Raw genomic sequence first — 18573 nt, 5'->3', positions numbered from 1 at the left:
CCTGTTTTTGCCTGTCCGTTGACAATCCGATTGTCATCCGATTGTCATCCGGTTGCCATTAATAAATGCGATCATTAAACGCGAATGCGTTCCATTAAAACTCATGCAGAGCTTTTATCTATCGAGCATGAACGGAACTGGCCTATAATGGCAGGCGCATGATCAACAAACTGGTGATTATCGGTGTCGGGCTGATCGGCGGCTCATTTGCGCTTGCGCTCCGCAAAGCCGGTCTCGTTCGGCATATCACAGGGGTGGGGCGCAGCCGGGAAAACCTGCAGCGAGCACTGAAGCTGGGAGCGATCGATGAAATAGCCATCGATGTTCCATCAGCGTTGAAAAACGCGGAGATTGTCTTCCTCTCTATTCCCGTTGGGCAAACCGGCGTGATCATGAGACAACTGGCATCCTGCCTCGAACCCGACACAATCGTGACCGACGCGGGCAGCACCAAGCAGGACGTCATCGCCGCAGCGCGCAGCCATTTGGCTGAACATCTGAAAAATTTTGTCCCAGGGCACCCAATCGCAGGAGCCGAACGCAGCGGTGCAAGCGCAGCTCATGCGAACTTGTTCCGCGATAAGAATATCGTGCTGACGCCTCTGGACGAGACCGGCGCCCAGGCGACCAGGCGCGTGACCGAACTGTGGCAGGCCTGCGGTGCACGCGTCTCGCTAATGAGCGCCGCCCGGCACGATAAAATCCTTGCCACAGTAAGCCATCTTCCCCATGTGCTGGCATTCGCGCTCATGCATCATGTCGCCAGTTCCCGAGACAATCCGGATGACATGCGACCTGTAGAGGATACGCCGTCTCCAAGCGATCTGCTGCGCTTTGCCGGCAGCGGATTTCGGGATTTTACCCGCATCGCGGGCAGTTCTCCGGAAATGTGGCGCGACATCTGCCTGGGCAATCGTGAAACGCTATCCCGCCAGATCGACGCTTATCAACGGGAACTTGCAGAACTGCGAGAACTGGTGGCGCAGGGTGACGGCAATGCGCTCGAACGCATCTTTGCCGAAGCGCGCGAAGCCCGACGGCAATGGTTGAAAAGCAGTCTTGCCAGTATGCCTGAGGCGAGTGGCACAGACCGGTCCACCGACTAGTTCTTCGGTATGTAAGCCAAAATTGCATCGCATCGGCACGAGTTTCAACGAATAATGCCTCGACCGCGTACATGAATAAAATCAAGAAAATGTCGGACTTCCGGTACATCAGCCGCTAACGGCATAATCCGGGATTCTGCTTCCTTTAAAGCAAGTCCGGATCGATAAACCAACTTATATGCGCGTTTCAATGCAATGACGGTTTCTTCCGAAAAACCTCTGCGCTTGAGTTCCCTTAGATTGAGACCATGAGGTTTAGCTGTGTTACCCGCTGCGAGAACATACGGTGGCAGATCCTGAGTTAGCACGGTGCCCATAGCGGTAAAGCTATAGGCGCCCACGCGAACGAATTGATGAACGGCAGTGAATCCACCCAGACCCGCATAGTCTCCAACTTGCACATGGCCGGCCAACGAAGCATTGTTTGTGAAGGTGGTGTAATTACCAACCCGGCAATCGTGCGCCAAATGAACGTAGGCCATCATGAAGTTATCATTTCCCAACCGGGTTATCCCGGCGCCCTGAGCGGTGCCGCGGTTAAAGGTGCAAAACTCTCGAATGGTATTGCGATCGCCGATTTCCAGTTTCGTCGGCTCATTGCCGTATTTCTTGTCCTGAGGTTCATCTCCCAGCGAGCAGAACGGGAAAATACGATTTTCGCGCCCGATACGGGTATGGCCGGTTATGATAACCTGCGACCCTATCCGGGTGCCGTCCCCGATGTCGACGTATTCTCCTACGACGGAATACGCACCGATAGTGACTCCCATGCCCAACCGGGCTCCGGGATGAATAATTGCCGTTTGATGAATCCTGTTTTCATTCATGGAATATGCCGAAATGGTGGATGATAATTGTCACCCGGTCTGTTCAGCGGAATTCGGGCAACAGGTAACTATATGGATCAGCGAAACCGTCCGCACGTGTACATTTTCAGTTAACTATAAGATTTTGCGATAAAATCGAACCTCGGTGATGGGCGCTGACTTTCCGATGCAAGGTCAGGAGTTACTGACATTGGCTTCGAAACAACAGGCCGGGATCATCTACCGAACCTCGCTTCCGCTAACTGCTGGCAAATATAGCCTGAGAATCTCATTGACGCACCCGATCAATGCACATCAGCAGGCGCTGTTTTTCGATATTGTGGAGACTGCGCATGTATTCGAGGTGCTACCCAACGCGACGGCAAAATTCCGGACCCGGGTCTATCTTCCACATACTCTGAATATAAAGGTTTCGTGATAAACCTTATGCCGGACAAACGCAGTTTGCTCGTAATCAGCCATCCTGGACATGAGCTGCGCCTCTACGGCTGGATTGACCAGGTACAACCTGTGATCTGCATTCTTACCGATGGGTCTGGCGGCGAAGGCGTGCCCAGGCTGGACAAAACCCTTGACGTCCTGCGCGCGTTGGGAGCAGAGATCGGACCCATCTGCGGCGAACTCAGCGATCGCCGGATTTACGAAAAAATACTGCACCATAAATATTATCTGTTCGACAGGTTGTGCAAGCGTCTGGCAAGACTCATCGTCACTTATGACATCGATATCGTTGTCAGCGATGCCATGGAGGGCTACAACCCGACTCATGATTTGTGCGAAGTATTGGTCCAGGCGGCGGTCGCCATCGCCAACAAAAAAAAACATCCCATAACCCGGCACTACACTTTTCCCCTGATGGGTGATCCGCGCCAGGCCGCGCGGGACGGGGAAAATGCTCAGACAGCACCTCGTGCAATTGCACGCCATACGATCGAACTGATCCCGTTGCAGTTCAAGCACAAGCTGGAGACGATACGGGACTATGCGAGCAGCGCAGGAGAAAAGCTGCAGCAGGAAATTGAACATGCGTTCCATACTTACGGCGAACATGCGTTCGCCTGCGAGTACCTGTTTAGGGCTCCTGTGCCGAAGCAAGCGCTGGAACAGAGCTTCACGCAAGCAAAACCCTTTTACGAAACTTATGGGGAAAAACAGGTTGCAGCCGGCCGCTACCAGTGCGTCATCCGTTTCCGCGAGCATATCCTGCCACTGATGAATCGGCTCTACGCAAGAATACCGGCCGCCCTACCCGCGGATCAGCAGCAATGAGAGCGCTATGAGAATTTTGATAACCAACAATACGCTGGATACCCGAGCTGGCTCGGAGCTTTACGTCCGGGATATTGCCCTGGCGCTGTTGCGGCGCGGTCATCAACCCATAGCCTACAGCACCCGGCTTGGAACGGTTGCGAACGAATTACGCGCGGCCACTATCCCGGTAATCGACGACCTCAGATTGCTGACGGTGGCGCCGGATATCATTCATGGTCAACATCATATGGATGCAATGACGGCCATGCTGCATTTTCCCCAAACGCCGGCGGTCTACTTCTGTCACGGCTGGCTGCCCTGGGAAGAAATGGCGCCTCATTTTCCGACCATACAGCGATATGTGGCAGTTGATGATCTCTGCCGCGAGCGCTTGCAATGCATGCACGGGGTTTCACCCGAGCACATCCGAATGATCCGCAATTTTGTCGATCTGCAACGATTTACGCTGCGCGACGATCTGCCCGCAGCGCCCCGCCGCGCAGTGGTATTCAGCAATTACGTCAGTGAGAATGGTTGCCTCGGAATCCTGCGCCAGGCTTGTGCCACCCGCGGAATCGAACTCGATGCAATCGGACTTTCCGTCGGGCGTAGCGAAGCCCGGCCTGAACGGATTCTCGGTCAGTATGACATCGTATTTGCGAAAGCACGTTGCGCGCTGGAAGCGCTCGCCTGTGGGACTGGCCTGATCGCCTGTGACGCCGCTGGCCTCGGTGGCATGGTTACACCTGGCAACTACGATAAATTTCGTGCGCTGAATTTTGGCATTCGCACCCTGCGTGATCCCATTACCGTGGAAACCGTTACAGCGGAACTTGACCGGTACGACGCGAGCGGAGCGCGCGAAGTTGCGCAACGTGCGCGATCAGAAGCCGGAATGGAGCAAGCGATCGATCAGATCATCCATGTTTATCAGGAAGCAATCGATGCGCAGCACCGCACACCTGTAGAGAAAAATGCGGTAAACGGACATCACCCAGACCCACGCTTTCACGCCGCGAGCGATTATCTCCGCCAGATTGCGGACTTTACCAAAGGCCGACATTTGGCCGAACATGAACGGGAACGGGCTCGAGCTGAAGTCACGACGCAGCGCTTGCGCGCGGAGCAGGCTGAGCTTGCACTGGCCCGAATTTACAATTCGCGCGTCTGGCCCGTGGTTACTGCGCTCTCCCGATTGAAGCATGCCGTATGGAACCGGCCATTGACTGAAACAAGGACACACCGACGACACCGGGCAGACCAGACAAAGCGTGCCGATCATGGCAATCATGATGCCCCAAGCGGACGTGCGAAGGTATTCGGCCAGATATATCGAAATAATTCATGGCAGAATTCGGAGTCCCGGTCTGGCCCCGGCTCAACACTGGAACGGACCGAAGCGCTGCGCCGCGAACTGCCCTCCGTGCTTACCCGGCTGGGCGTTCGCACCTTGGTCGATGCCCCATGCGGCGACTGCAACTGGCGCCAGCATGTTGAGATCGATGTGGACGCCTATATCGGGGTCGATATTGTCCCCGCGCTGATCGAGGAGAACCGCCGGCGCTACCAGCGCGCAAACTGGAAGTTCGAGGTTGCCGATCTGATCAATGATCCATTACCTCCAGGCGATGCCGTACTCTGCCGCGATGCCCTGATCCACCTGTCACTTGCCGATATCGAGCACGCTCTGTCCAACATCCGGCGCTCGGGCGCAAAATATCTGCTGGCGACCAGCCATGAAACCATTAGCGTCAATACCGACATCACGACTGGGGAGTGGCGTTCAGTGAATCTCATGCTGGCGCCTTTCAATCTTCCTGTGCCGTTAACACGCATTGTGGAAAATCCGCAAACCGGAAAAATACTCGGCGTATGGTCGCTAGCCGAGCTATGAAGCAGATCGCCGGTAACCTCGCACTGTCGGTCTGCGCCGCTGAACCAATTCTTCCCATTGGTACCGCCGTGGTGGGCGCGGGGTATTTCGGGCGCCGCCATGCGCTATGCTACGCCCGGCTGGCCGGTAGCCAGTTACAGGCGTTGATCGATCCTGATCCGGTGACACAATCCCTGGCGGAACAACTGGGCGTACCCTGGTACAGCCACGTTGCCCATCTTCCATCCACGGTAGGCGCCGTATCCGTCGCAACACCCATCGCTTCGCACTATGAACTGGCCAAGGCACTGCTCGAACGCGGGTTGGACGTACTACTTGAAAAGCCCATTGCGGAAACCGTGGCGCAGGCAATGGAACTACAAATGCTGGCGAAAGCAAAAAATTGCATTCTGCAGATCGGTCACATCGAGCGCTTCAATCCGGCTTTCAAGGCCGGCCCGGCATTGCTGCCCCGCGCCCGTACGATTCGGACGAAACGTACGACACAACGTCCGCCGCGCATCGGTGCACTGGATGTAGTAATCGACTTGATGATCCACGATCTTGACTTGATTCTATACGGTGTGGCCTGCCCGCTGATTGAACTTGACGCCTATGGCCTCAGCCACGGCCTGACCCCGATCGATGAAGCACAAGTTGAATTGGTCCTCGCCAATGGCTGCCGCGCGCACCTGAGCGCATATTGGGGCTCTGCCACAGCACAGGAAGAACGGCACATGATTGCGGAACTGGACAATAATGAAATCTGGATGATGGATTTTAATCGCCGAGCCAGCTATCACATGGCACCCGCCAACTCGTCCCGCAACCTTGGCAATGTCGGCAACCCCGCCCCCGCATCTCCCGGGCAGGCTTCGGAAGGCGTGGAGCACGACACGCTGAGTCTTCAGCTCGCTTCCTTCCTGGACGCGTCCCGGCATCGCGCTGCGCCCAGGGTTACATCGGAAGATGGCTATGCGGCACTTGGCTTGGCGCAGCGGATCCGGCAACGAATACTCGAAAGCGCACAATGACAGTGCCGCTGTTAGACTTGGGTAGTCAGTACCGGCAGTTGCGCGGCGAGATCGACGCGGCAATCCAGGGCGTGCTTGCGAGCGGCAATTTCATTGATGGCGCCGAGAACGAGGCGCTGGAACGTGAACTTGCTGACTATATAGGCGTTGCCGAGGTGATCAGCGTCAACTCCGGAACCGATGCGCTGTTACTCTCGCTGAAGGCATTGGGAATAGGCGTCGGCGATGAGGTAATCGTACCCAGCTTTACTTTTTTCGCCACCGCGGAGGCAGTTTGTCTGGCAGGGGCGCAGCCGCGTTTTGCCGATTGCTCATCCCGGCGTTACAACATCGATATCGACAGTATTCGACGCGCCCTGACTTCGCGAACGAAAGCAATTATTGCTGTTCATCTTTTTGGAGAACCGGCTGATCTGGCGCCGTTGCAAGAACTCTGTGCGAGGCACGGCCTGTGGTTGATCGAAGACGCGGCGCAGGCCATCGGGGCACGATATCGCGGTGGCGGCGTTGGATCGTTCGGCATCACCGGAGCTTTCAGCTTCTACCCGACTAAAAATCTCGGAGCTTACGGCGATGCCGGTGCGATTTCCTGTAATGACCCAGCCTTGTCCAAACGGCTGCGCCGCCTGCGAAATCATGGCCGGGAAAGCCGCTATCGGCATGGCGAAATCGGTTACAACAGCCGCCTCGACGAAATTCAGGCAGCCGTTTTGCGAGTCAAGCTTCCTTACCTGAACAGTTGGAATGCACAGCGACGGCAAATCGCCGCACAATACCAAACTGCCTTACGCGATACCGTCTGTCGCTGGCCGACGCCCCTTGAGAACAGCGTGCCGGTCTACCACCAGTTTGTCGTTACCCATCCACAACGTGATGCGCTACAGGTATTTCTGGCTGAACAGGGTATTGCGACTGGCGTGTTTTATGCCATACCCTGTCATTTGCAGCCCGTTTTTTCGGCATTCCATGCGAGCTTGGCGCTACCACAGGCCGAGCGTTTGGCCGCCCAAGTGCTAGCTCTGCCTATCTACCCCGAATTGCTCGAAGAAACGGTCGCACACATCGCGAACTGGATACAGGTCTTCGAACGGCGCCGTCCGGCTCAAGCCTAGATTTTCGTTGAAGTGTTATCTGAGTTCATAGGATGACTATGAACGTATCTTTACCGGAGGGCGTGAAGCCCGGCAGCAATGGTTGAAGAATATAAAAGTCAGCAGACGTGCTTTTTATAAACTAAGGTGATATTGCTGAGGCACTGTTCGCGGCTATTTATCTTATTGAACCCTTGCCTTTGCTCACACCTTCATAAGCAAATGACCTCATCCTTTTAGGAAAAAAAATGAAAAACTCATGGTTATTAAGCTCCATGTTTTTAGCGGGAGTGCTTACTTTCAATGCGGCATATGCAATAGAGTTGCGCAATGGCTTCGGAGGGCCGGCGGGCTACGGCGATCTCTCCCAATTACCGAATGACGATGAGTCTTCAAGTCAACTCAACCTGCCGTTCACGTTGAACTTTTTTGGACACCATTACAGCAGTTTCTGGGCGAACAATAACGGTAATATCACTTTTGGGGGACCAGTTGATACTTATACTCCGCAGCGATTTCCGGTATCTAGTCAGCCGATGATCGCCCCGTTTTGGGCGGATGTGGATACACAAGGCGGAGGTGCAGTGTACACTGCATCCCCCAATTCAAATACTCTGGTTACAACATGGAACAACGTCGGTTATTTCGACCTGCATAATGACAAAGTCAACGATTTCCAGATGACGCTGCTCAATCGCCCAGATACCGGCGCGGGCAACTTCGACATCGAGTTCCGTTATAGGCAGCTGCAATGGACTACGGGCGACTTCAGTGGAGGCGTTCGCGGCTTGGGAGGCATACCGGCACAGGCGGGATATGATGCTGGGGACAATGCCCATTTTTTTGCGCTCCCAGGTTCATTCAATTCATCTATCCTTCAACTTGCCAACACCAGCAATGTAGGGCAGGACACCCCGGGTCTTTGGACCATGGCAATTCGCAATGGCAAGATCTCCGACGGCTCGTCAGCTGACGCTCCCCTGTTACCGAATATTGTCCAGGCCGATGGCTGGCACTTCAATTTCAATATTCAGCTCCATCAAACGATCTTTATTGATCCCCTTGTCGCAACCGGTTACGACTTTGTGGTGAATTCAGGTCCGAACATTGAAAGTGCCCTGTTTCCGGTCCTGGCTGCCGATACAGATGGATATGATATTTATGGCTTCGATAATAGCAATAACACCTATGACATTAGCCTCGGCCATGTGCATGGAGGTGACGTGTTCAGTTTCGGCGCGGCTGGCGTCAGCAGATTTGAATTACGCGATATAGATATCGGTGCCGGATTGGATCCTTCCAACACCCAGGCATTCGTGACAGGTTTAACATTCGTGACTGCGGGGGATGTAAGCATGACACAGACACCGCTTACCGTAATGGCACCTATACCCGAGCCCGAAACCTATGCCTTGCTGCTTGCTGGATTGGGCCTTATAAGCGCCGTAGCTCGCCGCGCTCGTACCTGAGTTTCTAAGCCGCCCCGAAATGAAGAGGGGCGGCGTAATTTCTCCAATAGCGATCAGGTCGCTGATTATACTTTCGCACGAGCGTCGTCTCTGCCTTCATGCGAAACGAATCCCTCTTCCGTAGGTGCCATGAAGCTGTTTGAGCGCACCGTTGTACGACCGAAAAGGCTCAGCACTTAGGGTGCGTCTCATTCGTGCACGATCGGGTTCTCGTTAAACAGATATTCTTTCAGTTCCTTGGAAAACGTTGCATCCCTTCGCCGGATCCATTCCAGCAACATTGAGGCGTGTTCTTTCTCCTCGTCACGGTTGTGCGTAAGAATGACCTTGAGCTGATCATCTTTGCAGGCGTTTATACGCTGGTTGTACCAATCGACAGCCTCCAGCTCTTCCATCAGCGAAACAATCGCTCTATGCATGTCCCGCGTTTCATCAGAGAGCTCCTCAACGGGCTCGTGGTAACCAACACTCGACATCGCTTACTCCTCTTTGAGTGGAAAATTTATATATGCCTATGAATGGGTTGCATTGGCGGAGAACTCAAAGTTCATTTTTAGGCTTTATCCTACCACTGGCGCATACCAAACTGTTGACCCTTCCCCCCACATCCTCAGGCGGCCCGCTTTCCCGATAACTCGACCTTTTTCCCAAAATGCCAACTTTAATTGATGCAATTGTCCAGTTTGGACGAAAAAATATGACAAGCATCCGCAACCTCCTCCAAGGGAACCCTATGCGTAACAATTTTTTTCGGTTCTATACGCCCGGCCTCAATATGTTCAATCAAACGGGGAGATGTTGCTTGACGCTCCCCTAGTTCATGCGCAATGTCAGGCCCTTATTGAGGGCATTTCCAATCGGGACGGCATCAAACGTGGGACCCGTAAACCCCGACAATGGAAACAACGCCGGCTTTACGTACCGAATTGATAGCCCAATGGAGGGCTGTGGCAGAACCTGCTTGTAATTTCAGAGCTCGGCCAGTAAGGCTCTGCGCAAAGCTTCCGTCAGCTTCACACCCAACAGCACCGATACAGACGTCGGCTCCTAACCGGTTCGTCATTCTTTTATGTCAGTGGCATTATCATCCACTTCCCTATAACCGTGCGGCCGCAACGCGGAAGGTTGCGATTGGAACGGCCGTTCTGGGAATGGCAATTTACCTGATAAAATGAAAAAAAAGATCGGGTAAAACCAAAACCGGAACGGATGGAATGGACAAAATGGGGTGTAACGATCATAAAAGTGGTGACGTTCGTCCCGGCAAACTCAAGATCCCGACGTCGACCAATCATCTACCGATTAAATGCATCTTTCCAGGATGTCCAGACCCTGTTTGGCGATTGCTTGATCGATATTTAATGAAGGAAGTAAAAGTAGCGTTGAGCCTTCGGCTGTAATTAAAAGACCGTTTCGTTGACACTTGGCTTGGATGTCATAAGCATAACCGTCGGTGTCCAATTCTAAGCCAATAGCCATACCAGCAATGCTGTGGTTTGCGACGCCTTTAAAGCGCATCTGTGACAAGCGGGAGCGGAAATATTCGCTCATCTCATCGACTTTTCCCAGGAGCTGTTTCTGATGTGTCGTTACGTAATGAATCGTGGCAATCGCAACATGCACGCTTCGAGGATGCCACCCATAGGTAGAGTAGTAACTGCCATTTTCTTCCATTGATTTTGCAACCGCTGCCGTAGTTATAGTCGCCCCCAATCCTCCCAGACCACCTGTGACTGCTTTGGCGATGCACATGATATCAGGCTCAAGATGATAACGTTCTGAAGCGAATAATGTTCCTGTCCTTCCGAAGCCAGTTGCCACCTCGTCCATAATTAATAGCGTACCGTATCTCCTGCATAACTTGGCGAGCTCGGTCATGAATTCCATCTCGGGAATAAGCACTCCGAGATTGACGCTGATCGGCTCCATGATGAATGCCGCAAACTCTTCAGTTTTCAGAAACTTGTCAATACGCTCGAGGGCTTCATTATTCAGCGGTAGTTCGACCTTGTAGCAATGAGGCAGCAGATTCCTGCATTGCTGCCTATTCTTCGAATCCGCTACACTCAACCCGCCAATCGCATTTCCATGATAGCTGCCCTCCAGGGAGAGAAATTTCTGACGGCCCGTATGCACCATGGCCGCCTGCAACGCGATATCCACGGCTTCTGAGCCCCCGGTAGCCCGGAAGCTTTTCATAAGCTTGCCCGGCGATATTGAAGCCAGTAATTCAGCAAGTTCGGTCCAAGGCCCATATGAGTGCCCAGGAAACACATAATCTGGCCCATCGAACCCCGCGGAGGCGTTTATAAGCACTTCATTGCCCCAACCGAAGTTGCCGACACACCAGCCCATTACGAAATCGATATATTTCCTGCCCCGATCATCAAAGATAAAGCTCCCTTCCGCCTTCGTTACTTGTAGCGCGCCGGGTATTTTTCTGCCCAAAAAACGTTGTTCTCTGGAAGCCATCACATGCTCAGTCTTGTCATTTTTCCTGCCAATGTTGAGCCTTCTCGCTTTCTCGATGTAATCATTACGCCAGCTGTCTCTAACAGAGAACCTCCCGGCATGGTTATCGTTCCGCAGACAAACCCGCCGCGGCCACTCAACCATCATCGGTTAATTCAATATAGATAACCCGAAAAGGATTACAAGCGTATTGATGACGAGGCTGACTCTGGGAAAACCCTAAGCTTCCCCGTCAAATAGACAGTTCAGACGGTCTAGTGGACAAACCGGGGCTATGATTTTGAGCTTAGGAGGAAATCCCATGAGGACGCCGCGTTTTACCCAGCATTTAAGGAAGAAGCAGTTCGGCAAGTTACTGAACGGGGATACTGAACAGGGATATCGTGTCAGCGAAGTTGCCACCCCGTGTCGGTGTCGACTCACAGTCTGTACAAATGGGCTTGGGCTGTCGCGCCAAACAGACAGGTCAGCAGCCCGGATTTCAGGCTAAGGCAGTGACAATTCCACCGAGCGTGGTGACGGCGGCTTCCGTCGGTGATGACCACATTTGCCCACAGTTCAATCGAATACAGTTTTCGAATTTCCGCCGTGGCGAAAAAATCTGCCCCGGTGCCACGGTGATCTTTCTTTCCATCGCGAGCCGATATACTTCCAGGGCATTCACCGATTCGGGCATTTCAATCCACAGGAAATAACCGCCCGCAGGACGGGTTACGCGGGTGCCCTGCGGAAACTTCTGCCCGACCGCCTGCAGCATCTGATTTTGCCGAGCCTGCAATTCCTGCCGTAGTTTGCGCAGATGATGTTTGTAGCCGAAATGTTTGAGAAATTCCACAATCGCAGCCTGGATCGGAGCGCTGGTCGCGATGGTGGTCATGTGTTTTGCCTCTTCCACCTGTTTCACGTATCGCCCGGGCGCCGTCCAGCCCACACGATATCCGGGGGCTAGGCACTTCGAAAACGAGGAACAATGCATGACGAGACCTTTGTGGTCGAAAGCTTTGGCCGGCTTGGGCCGATCTCGGTCATAGTAGAGCTCGCCGTAGACGTCATCCTCGATCAAGGGCACATCATGCAAAGCCAAAAGCTTTACCAGCTCCTGCTTCTTTTCTTCGGGCATGAGACAGCCGAGCGGGTTCTGGAAATTGGTCATGAGCCAGCAGGCCTTGATCGAATGCCGGTCCAGCGCCGTCGCCAATGCAGCCAGGTTCATCCCTTCTCGTGGAGAGGTGGCGATTTCAACCGCCTTTAATCCCAGGCGCTCAATGGCCACAAGTGCAGCATAGAACGCGGGACTTTCGATTGCCACGAGATCGCCAGCTCGAGTCACTGCCTGCAGGCATAGGTTCAAACCTTCAAGGGCGCCGGTCGTAATCACTATCTCTTCCGTCGGTACGCTGCATCCCAGTTCAACGTACTGCCGCGCGATCAAGCGTCTCAACTCAGGATTGCCGGGAGGCAGGCTTTCGTAGATGCCAAGTGGATTCATTCGACATGCAGCGGTATGCAGCGCGCGCGCAAGTTTTGTAAAGGGAAAAAGATCCGGGGCGGGGAAGGCCGATCCGAACTGTACGAAGTCCTCTGATTTTGTCGTCTCGAGCAGTTCAAAGATCAGATCACGAACATTTACTGGTGTGGATGTCTCAGGGGGCCGCGACGGTTCAGGCTCCGGAGGAAAGCCCTTCCAGTTGGCGCTGACATAATAGCCGGAGCGAGCCCGCGTGTAGATCTGCCCACGATCCTCAAGCAAACGGTAAGCCTGGAGCACCGTGGCCGGACTGAGATGACGGCTGCGGCAGGCCTCGCGCACGGAGGGGAGGCGATCTCCGGGGCGCAGTATGCCCTGATCGATATTGCGTGAAATCTCGTCTGCATACTGCTCGTACAGCTTCATGACGGCCTTTCTGATGCGTTGGTCGGCAGTTATGCGGGCGAGGCTGCACGCATCCCATTTCATACTAGCTCAAATCTGTGACACCCACTAAATAAGTCTACTGTGCCTGTCTGCTTCCTCTGTGACAGGCGAACGCCGTACTTTCTGTATCTGTTCTGTTTACGACGTCGCTCGCATAGTTGGGTCAAACCCCGATGTTTGCCCGGAGGAGTCATGCCAACACAATTTAAACAGCTTATGGCTGAGCGTGCGCAATCTGTGGAGTCGAACGTCGAGCTCGAGACGTTTCGCCAACACATACGTAGTGTAGTGTCCACGTTGCCGGATGTGGTCTGGTCAGTTGAGATACCCTCGCGCGAGATTTGCTATGTCAGCCCGGCAGTCGCTGCGGTTTTCGGGCGCACTCAAGAGGAGATCTGCGATAAGGCCATTGTCTGGGATGATTTCATCCATCCCGATGACAACCCACGGGTGCTGCGCGCATGGGCTCAGGCGGCCAAGGGTGGCATTTTCGAATCCGAATATAGAGCATTGACCCCGGGCGGGGAGATACGCTGGATCCACAGCCGTGGTCATACTGCCACCGACGCAAGCGGCGGGATCGTTCGCATGGACGGCATTTCACGGGATATCACCGAGCGGCGCGAGCAGGAACAAAAAATTGCCCACCTGAGCCGTCTTCACGCCGTTCTGAGTAAGATCAATTCGACTATCCTACGGGTGCGTGATCGTCACGAACTATTTCGTGACACCTGCAGAATTGCCGTGGAACAGGGCGGATTCGGCATGGTATGGATTGGCATGATCGATCGGAATAATGGCTTGGTGCGGGCGGTTGCCCATCACGGATTCGAGATGGATGCGCCCGATGAATACGTTGTTTTGCCTAATACACCCGGCGCGGCGTCAAACCTTATATCCCGGGCTATCGCGGAGAACAAGCCGCGCTTTGACAATAACATAGCACTCAATCCGCCCGCTATTCGGTTCAGGAAACTGGCGCTCCAGCACGGATACCGGTCGGGCATTGCTCTGCCGATGATAGTTGAGGGTGTCTGTGTTGGCGTGATGCTGATGTACAGCAAAGAGCCCAACTTTTTCAACAAGGATGAACTGAACCTGATGAGCGAATTGGCAGGCGATATATCCTTCGCACTCGAACATATTGCCAAGGATGAGCAGATTACTTATCTCACGCATTACGACTCGCTGACGGGGCTGCCCAACAGAGCGCTGTTTCAGGAACGAGTGACACAATTGTTGGACGCAGCCAGGCACAACCAGACCCAGGTAGCCATTGTGATCGGTGATATCAAGCGCTTCCGCCAAATTAACGAAACATTCGGTCGGCAAGGGGGTGACGCATTGCTACACCAACTGGCGCAGCGCATCAAGACCGTTTGGCCGCAACCGGCGAATCTTGCGCGGATTTCAGCCGATTGCTTCGCTGGTGCGCTTGCTCTTCCCGAAGTTTGCGATGCCGAAAATGTGGCGTATGTGATCAATAAGGCGGTCACCGCAGTTCACCGGACGCCATTTTTGATCGAAGGCGAGGAAGTCCGGGTTATGCCGGCATTAGGTGTGGCAGTGTTTCCGGAGGATGGCAACGATGCCGATACGCTATACAAGAATGCAGAGGCTGCGCAGAAGAAGGCCAAGTCAACAGCGGAGCGACTCCTGTTCTACAGGCCTGAGATCAATGCGCAAGTCGCGGAAACCCTGTTGCTTGAGAATAAGCTGCGCAAGGCGATCGACCAGGACCAATTCGTCCTGCACTACCAGCCTAAGATACATGCCGGAAAAGGGGGGATCTCCGGTTTTGAAGCACTCATCCGTTGGCAAGACCCGGAGAGTGGTTTGGTACCGCCCGGTCGCTTCATCCCCTTACTTGAAAATACCCACATGATCCTTGAGGTCGGGCCGTGGGCGATACGCAAGGCGTTAACAGATGCCCAGAACTGGTGTCTGCCCGACGGGACCAGACCGCGTATCGCAGTTAATGTGTCACCGATTGAGTTGCAGCAACGGGATTTCGTCAAGGACGTGGAGCATGCCATGGGAGATTTCGCCGCCAGAGGCTGCGAGCTCGATCTCGAAATCACAGAGAACCTGATCATGAACGACATTGACGAAAATATGAAAAAACTCGCCGCGATCGGGGAAATGGGGGTAAAAATCGCCATCGACGATTTCGGCACCGGATATTCTTCACTGGAATATCTGGCGAAGCTCCCGGTCCACGCGCTCAAGATCGACCGGTCCTTCATTGATACGATGACGACCAACTCCCACAGCATGACAATCGTTTCGACCATCATTTCGCTAGCCCATGCGATCGGTCTGACGGTGATCGCTGAGGGTGTGGAAGATGAAGAACAGGCCAGGTTTCTGCGGCTGCTTAGATGCGACGAATTACAGGGGTACCTCTACAGCTCTCCGATGCCGCCCAATGCGGTCGAGACTTTCCTGCGGCCAGAAAGGAAAACCAAACGAATGCACCACGCTGCCACAGCATCACGTATAACCTAATACCTAAGCTCAGCATATTTAGAGGCTCATGATATACGGCCTCCGCCCGATCACTTTTGACACCTCCGTATCGGCACAAGCATTGGACGAATCCTTACTCCGAATCTTTTACTCCGCCCTTTTACTCTTTTATCCAGATTTTGTAAGAAATAAAAAATCCGCTCAGTGGCGGGTATATATAAAATCCGCTCAGTGGCGGGTATATATAAGAAAAGTTGATCAGGTTATATAATTATATTGCAACAAAGCCACGGTACATTTGGAGAGCCTCATCTCACAATAGAAGGAGACCGCCATGTATGAATATGCTGTGTATATACGGACCAAAGAAGGTTATATCAAGCGCATGAAGAATATTGTTTCTGGTTTCCCTAATATTCTGCAAGCTCCCTATGGTTCCCTGGCTCCGTACGTGCATGAAGAACAGCTCGTAGGCTTCCCCGAATCGACAGTGCTCTGGACCGCCAGTAAGGGCCCCAGCGTAGGTATAGCCCCCCTCACCCCTCATTGCTCAGAAGAAACCCCCGAGTTAGGGGTATGTTAACGGGCGTTTCCGGATGAATGCCTGAACGACCATTGGTTTCTGAGCCTCTATCTTTATGAAGCACGTATATTTATCGAGGCGTGAAGGGAGAACGATAATTCAGATCGCCGTACAGCTCGCTTGGCGATATCACGCCAGTTGAATTTGTGGCTCAACATCTCTGTAAACTAGATCCTGCTGACTCATGCTGCTAATTCTGGGAAGCAGGCCAAGTAAAACGACTATCCCAGCAACGGGATTAGATTCTCAGCTTTATTTAAACCAAGTTTTAAAACCGGCCTTTATTGCGCGCATAGGAGAGGTAATACGCCAACTGGTTGATTGCCGCATGCTGGCGGCCTCCATTGTCAGGTTCAGAATCTCCCCGTGCCGTCTCTGAATCTCTGCTTGCAGAGCAACAACCTCTCCATGCTGCCTCTGAATCTCCGCTTGTAGAGCAACAACCTCCCCCTGCTGCCTCTGAATCTCCGCTTGTAGAGCAGCAATCTCCCCGTGCCGCCTCTGAATCTCTGTTTGTAGAGCAGTAAACTCCCCGTGCTGCCTCTGAATCTCCCCTTGTAGCCCAGCAATCGCCGCATGCTGCCTCTCGATTTCTGCGTGTTGCGTAGCTATTTCTGACTGTTGGCTGGCGAGTTGTTCTGTTTTGCGGTTTGCTAGCTGAACCAACGGTCCAGCATAACGCCAATAATTTCTATATTCAGATACTAAATCATTGACAACCTTCTCTCCAAACTTGATTCCGTCCGGTGTCCGTGCAGATTTCTGTATTTGGGGAAAAGCATTGATCGTATCGCTAAGTACTCGCTCGCTACCAATATCCACCAGAGAAAAAGCCATGCTTTGCCGGGCTTCTGAAAAATCCACTTCAAGTCCAGTGTGATCACGGATTAGATGCTCTAGCGAAGCTCTAACTCCGCTATTCGTACTGAGCTCGTCTATATCAATAATAAAAGTCGCTACATTACCTGCTCGAGCATAAAGATAGGTATGCAGTAAAACGAAAGCGAAGAAATTATTTGGATCGAGTGCTGAGCGGTTATCTGACGCAAAAATTCGTGCGATATCAGAAGTTATTTTTTCGTTGTGCGCACCTTTTAACGTAAGCCATACGGTTTCAATAAAAGAGGGGTTCCCACGCAACCATTGCTCAGTGTAGGAGCACCATTGATGAAAAATGTTTCGGTACAGAAGTATGTGCAACCCCCCAAATGCTTTTTTCAGCGCTGCTAATCTTCCGAGGCTCCGCGTAGCAGTTAGCACCGGAATGCGTCCAAGCTCTCTTGCATGCTCGATAAGCGAGGTAACATAGCTCACCTCAGCATTGGTCAAATCGTCGCTCTCGCCTGGGAAGAAACTATCGTACGACATGGATGCCTGATAGCCCTTTACGCCACCTTCGGGTGCAATAAGGGGATGAAATTCCAGAAAGTACGGAGCTATCAACGGGTGCTTGGAATGCCAATTCCCAGAATTAAAAGAACCTATATTCTCCGGTTGGAGGTTTGCAAGATTTTCATTGAAGATTTCCTGATAAGTCAGGGCCTTCGGGTTCTTGCGGAAGCAAGATCGAATATAAGTACTCCCCGTTCGAAAAGACGAATGAACAAATATAAGAGGATTAGAATCCATTTTATTTTCAGCAGCTTGCGTTAGTTTGCGTAAGTTTTATCAAACAGTGCAGTCTACGAAGCGACCTGATCTGAACGTAGACACCCGAAACTCCCGAGTTACGCAAGCAACATGCTACTGATCCGCTTGAGTTTTCCGGGATAAAGTCCTGAGTTAGTTTTCGGCGTCCAAATGCCAGCTTAGGATCCGATAGACTCACAGCTTGGGCAAATTCGGCCGGCGACCGGTCGTTGAGAGCCATGCGGGGGCGACTCTCATTGTAATCCGTCTCCATATTTCGATAATCGCTTTGCCTCCTTCAATGTATCGCAGCAATGCAAGTTCAGACATTCATCACGAAATGTTTCATTAAATGTCTCAACATAACAATTGTCGGTCGGCTTGCCGGGCCGGCTGAAGTGTACATGAAGATGCCTCTGTAGAAGAGGCTGCCCAAGTAATGAGTGACCATCAGATACGCCGTTTGCCAGTTGTCGATGCTGAGAACAAGCTTGTGGGAATCGTATCGCTTGGGGATTTTGCTGTAGAGAGCTCCGACCTGGGCCCGGTTGTCGAAGCGCTCTCCGACGTTTCAAGTCCAGCTTGAGTAATCAGTGGCTGGTTGGCAAAGCCGTAAAAACGGGAAGAGTCACTATGCGAGGATGGAAATGGATAACCGTCTCGTATTTTAGGTGGCTTATTTATTAATTCTTGTTGTGGGATTGGGGCTCGTTGTAATAGGTTGATTTGCTGTCATGAGGAAAAAATGGCTCGACGGTATCTTCCTCGAGCTATTTTTTTGAAGCCCCCACCCAGCTATCGAATTGTCTTGCTTGAGCTCCCTCGCTCATAATCACATTAAAGAAAGGTGATCA

At 52.8% G+C, this 18573-nt stretch carries 15 protein-coding genes and 2 pseudogenes; 11 read left to right on the top strand and 6 right to left on the bottom strand.

Translation table 11 applies throughout. The features are described from left to right. Positions 1-158 precede the first annotated feature (158 nt). Positions 159-1106, top strand: coding sequence for a prephenate dehydrogenase (locus tag BMX00_RS05150; RefSeq protein ID WP_177171774.1), 948 nt, complete (start codon positions 159-161; stop codon positions 1104-1106). A gap of 44 nt (positions 1107-1150) precedes the next feature. Here the strand turns inward: BMX00_RS05150 and lpxA are convergent, their stop codons facing one another. Beyond that, the gene (lpxA, locus tag BMX00_RS05145; RefSeq protein WP_090827880.1) at positions 1151-1933 is read right to left on the bottom strand and encodes an acyl-ACP--UDP-N-acetylglucosamine O-acyltransferase; all 783 of its coding nucleotides are present in this window, start codon (positions 1931-1933) and stop codon (positions 1151-1153) included. A gap of 148 nt (positions 1934-2081) precedes the next feature. Here lpxA and BMX00_RS05140 point away from each other — a divergent pair, with 148 nt between their 5' ends. From BMX00_RS05140 to BMX00_RS05115, 6 genes are all read left to right on the top strand, one after another. Then, the gene (locus BMX00_RS05140) at positions 2082-2351 is read left to right on the top strand and encodes a Wzt carbohydrate-binding domain-containing protein (RefSeq protein ID WP_090827878.1); all 270 of its coding nucleotides are present in this window, start codon (positions 2082-2084) and stop codon (positions 2349-2351) included. 8 nt (positions 2352-2359) lie between these two features. Next, positions 2360-3202 carry a PIG-L deacetylase family protein gene (locus BMX00_RS05135; protein ID WP_090827876.1) on the top strand — a complete coding sequence of 281 codons (843 nt, stop codon included), beginning with the start codon at positions 2360-2362 and terminating at the stop codon, positions 3200-3202. Positions 3203-3209: 7 nt separating this feature from the next. Next, positions 3210-5078, top strand: coding sequence for a glycosyltransferase (locus BMX00_RS05130; RefSeq protein ID WP_090827874.1), 1869 nt, complete (start codon positions 3210-3212; stop codon positions 5076-5078). Continuing rightward, positions 5075-6091: a Gfo/Idh/MocA family oxidoreductase gene (locus tag BMX00_RS05125; protein ID WP_177171771.1), complete on the top strand. Its 1017-nt coding sequence runs from the start codon at positions 5075-5077 to the stop codon at positions 6089-6091. Before BMX00_RS05130 ends, BMX00_RS05125 begins: the two co-directional genes overlap by 4 nt. Continuing rightward, positions 6088-7203: a DegT/DnrJ/EryC1/StrS family aminotransferase gene (locus BMX00_RS05120; RefSeq protein ID WP_090827867.1), complete on the top strand. Its 1116-nt coding sequence runs from the start codon at positions 6088-6090 to the stop codon at positions 7201-7203. The genes BMX00_RS05125 and BMX00_RS05120 overlap by 4 nt, the downstream gene beginning before the upstream one ends. A gap of 227 nt (positions 7204-7430) precedes the next feature. Further along, entirely contained in the window at positions 7431-8651 is a 1221-nt protein-coding gene (locus BMX00_RS05115) for a nidogen-like domain-containing protein (protein ID WP_090827865.1), read from the top strand. A gap of 188 nt (positions 8652-8839) precedes the next feature. Here the strand turns inward: BMX00_RS05115 and BMX00_RS05110 are convergent, their stop codons facing one another. After that, positions 8840-9127: an encapsulin-associated ferritin-like protein gene (locus BMX00_RS05110; protein WP_090827863.1), complete on the bottom strand. Its 288-nt coding sequence runs from the start codon at positions 9125-9127 to the stop codon at positions 8840-8842. An 826-nt stretch (positions 9128-9953) separates the two neighbouring features. Continuing rightward, positions 9954-11270, bottom strand: coding sequence for a class-III pyridoxal-phosphate-dependent aminotransferase (locus BMX00_RS05100; RefSeq protein WP_218141494.1), 1317 nt, complete (start codon positions 11268-11270; stop codon positions 9954-9956). 154 nt (positions 11271-11424) lie between these two features. On the opposite strand from BMX00_RS05100, the pseudogene BMX00_RS14830 reads away from it, so the two are divergent. Then, positions 11425-11582: pseudogene (locus BMX00_RS14830) on the top strand (transposase); the annotation flags it as partial. A gap of 22 nt (positions 11583-11604) precedes the next feature. Here the strand turns inward: BMX00_RS14830 and BMX00_RS05095 are convergent. After that, positions 11605-13017: an aminotransferase-like domain-containing protein gene (locus BMX00_RS05095; protein WP_090828202.1), complete on the bottom strand. Its 1413-nt coding sequence runs from the start codon at positions 13015-13017 to the stop codon at positions 11605-11607. A gap of 213 nt (positions 13018-13230) precedes the next feature. Here BMX00_RS05095 and BMX00_RS05090 point away from each other — a divergent pair, with 213 nt between their 5' ends. Next, positions 13231-15546, top strand: coding sequence for a sensor domain-containing protein (locus BMX00_RS05090; protein ID WP_090827859.1), 2316 nt, complete (start codon positions 13231-13233; stop codon positions 15544-15546). 295 nt (positions 15547-15841) lie between these two features. Continuing rightward, positions 15842-16090: a hypothetical protein gene (locus BMX00_RS14715; protein WP_218141493.1), complete on the top strand. Its 249-nt coding sequence runs from the start codon at positions 15842-15844 to the stop codon at positions 16088-16090. Positions 16091-16342: 252 nt separating this feature from the next. On the opposite strand, the gene BMX00_RS05080 is transcribed toward BMX00_RS14715, so the two are convergent. Beyond that, positions 16343-17719 carry a hypothetical protein gene (locus tag BMX00_RS05080; protein WP_090827855.1) on the bottom strand — a complete coding sequence of 459 codons (1377 nt, stop codon included), beginning with the start codon at positions 17717-17719 and terminating at the stop codon, positions 16343-16345. A 190-nt stretch (positions 17720-17909) separates the two neighbouring features. Then, positions 17910-18120: pseudogene (locus tag BMX00_RS15090) on the bottom strand (integrase core domain-containing protein); the annotation flags it as partial. 38 nt (positions 18121-18158) lie between these two features. On the opposite strand from BMX00_RS15090, the gene BMX00_RS14315 reads away from it, so the two are divergent. After that, positions 18159-18305, top strand: a complete 147-nt coding sequence (locus BMX00_RS14315; RefSeq protein ID WP_143053047.1) for a CBS domain-containing protein — start codon at positions 18159-18161, stop codon at positions 18303-18305. Positions 18306-18573: the final 268 nt, after the last annotated feature.

It is taken from the genome of Nitrosovibrio tenuis (genome assembly GCF_900109785.1).
GTDB classification, from domain to species: domain Bacteria; phylum Pseudomonadota; class Gammaproteobacteria; order Burkholderiales; family Nitrosomonadaceae; genus Nitrosospira; species Nitrosospira tenuis_A.
This window is presented reverse-complemented; position numbering and strand designations above follow the sequence as displayed.

What these genes read in the sequence shown, in the direction of transcription:
- BMX00_RS05115 (WP_090827865.1), top strand. Translation starts at nt 7,431, where the DNA reads ATGAAAAACTCATGGTTATTAAGCTCCATGTTTTTAGCGGGAGTGCTT.
- BMX00_RS05140 (WP_090827878.1), top strand. Translation starts at nt 2,082, where the DNA reads ATGGGCGCTGACTTTCCGATGCAAGGTCAGGAGTTACTGACATTGGCT.
- BMX00_RS14315 (WP_143053047.1), top strand. Translation starts at nt 18,159, where the DNA reads ATGAGTGACCATCAGATACGCCGTTTGCCAGTTGTCGATGCTGAGAAC.
- BMX00_RS05080 (WP_090827855.1), bottom strand. Translation starts at nt 17,719, where the DNA reads ATGGATTCTAATCCTCTTATATTTGTTCATTCGTCTTTTCGAACGGGG.
- BMX00_RS05130 (WP_090827874.1), top strand. Translation starts at nt 3,210, where the DNA reads ATGAGAATTTTGATAACCAACAATACGCTGGATACCCGAGCTGGCTCG.
- BMX00_RS05125 (WP_177171771.1), top strand. Translation starts at nt 5,075, where the DNA reads ATGAAGCAGATCGCCGGTAACCTCGCACTGTCGGTCTGCGCCGCTGAA.
- lpxA (WP_090827880.1), bottom strand. Translation starts at nt 1,933, where the DNA reads ATGAATGAAAACAGGATTCATCAAACGGCAATTATTCATCCCGGAGCC.
- BMX00_RS05110 (WP_090827863.1), bottom strand. Translation starts at nt 9,127, where the DNA reads ATGTCGAGTGTTGGTTACCACGAGCCCGTTGAGGAGCTCTCTGATGAA.
- BMX00_RS05100 (WP_218141494.1), bottom strand. Translation starts at nt 11,270, where the DNA reads ATGATGGTTGAGTGGCCGCGGCGGGTTTGTCTGCGGAACGATAACCAT.
- BMX00_RS05150 (WP_177171774.1), top strand. Translation starts at nt 159, where the DNA reads ATGATCAACAAACTGGTGATTATCGGTGTCGGGCTGATCGGCGGCTCA.
- BMX00_RS05095 (WP_090828202.1), bottom strand. Translation starts at nt 13,017, where the DNA reads ATGAAGCTGTACGAGCAGTATGCAGACGAGATTTCACGCAATATCGAT.
- BMX00_RS05120 (WP_090827867.1), top strand. Translation starts at nt 6,088, where the DNA reads ATGACAGTGCCGCTGTTAGACTTGGGTAGTCAGTACCGGCAGTTGCGC.
- BMX00_RS05090 (WP_090827859.1), top strand. Translation starts at nt 13,231, where the DNA reads ATGCCAACACAATTTAAACAGCTTATGGCTGAGCGTGCGCAATCTGTG.
- BMX00_RS14715 (WP_218141493.1), top strand. Translation starts at nt 15,842, where the DNA reads ATGTATGAATATGCTGTGTATATACGGACCAAAGAAGGTTATATCAAG.
- BMX00_RS05135 (WP_090827876.1), top strand. Translation starts at nt 2,360, where the DNA reads ATGCCGGACAAACGCAGTTTGCTCGTAATCAGCCATCCTGGACATGAG.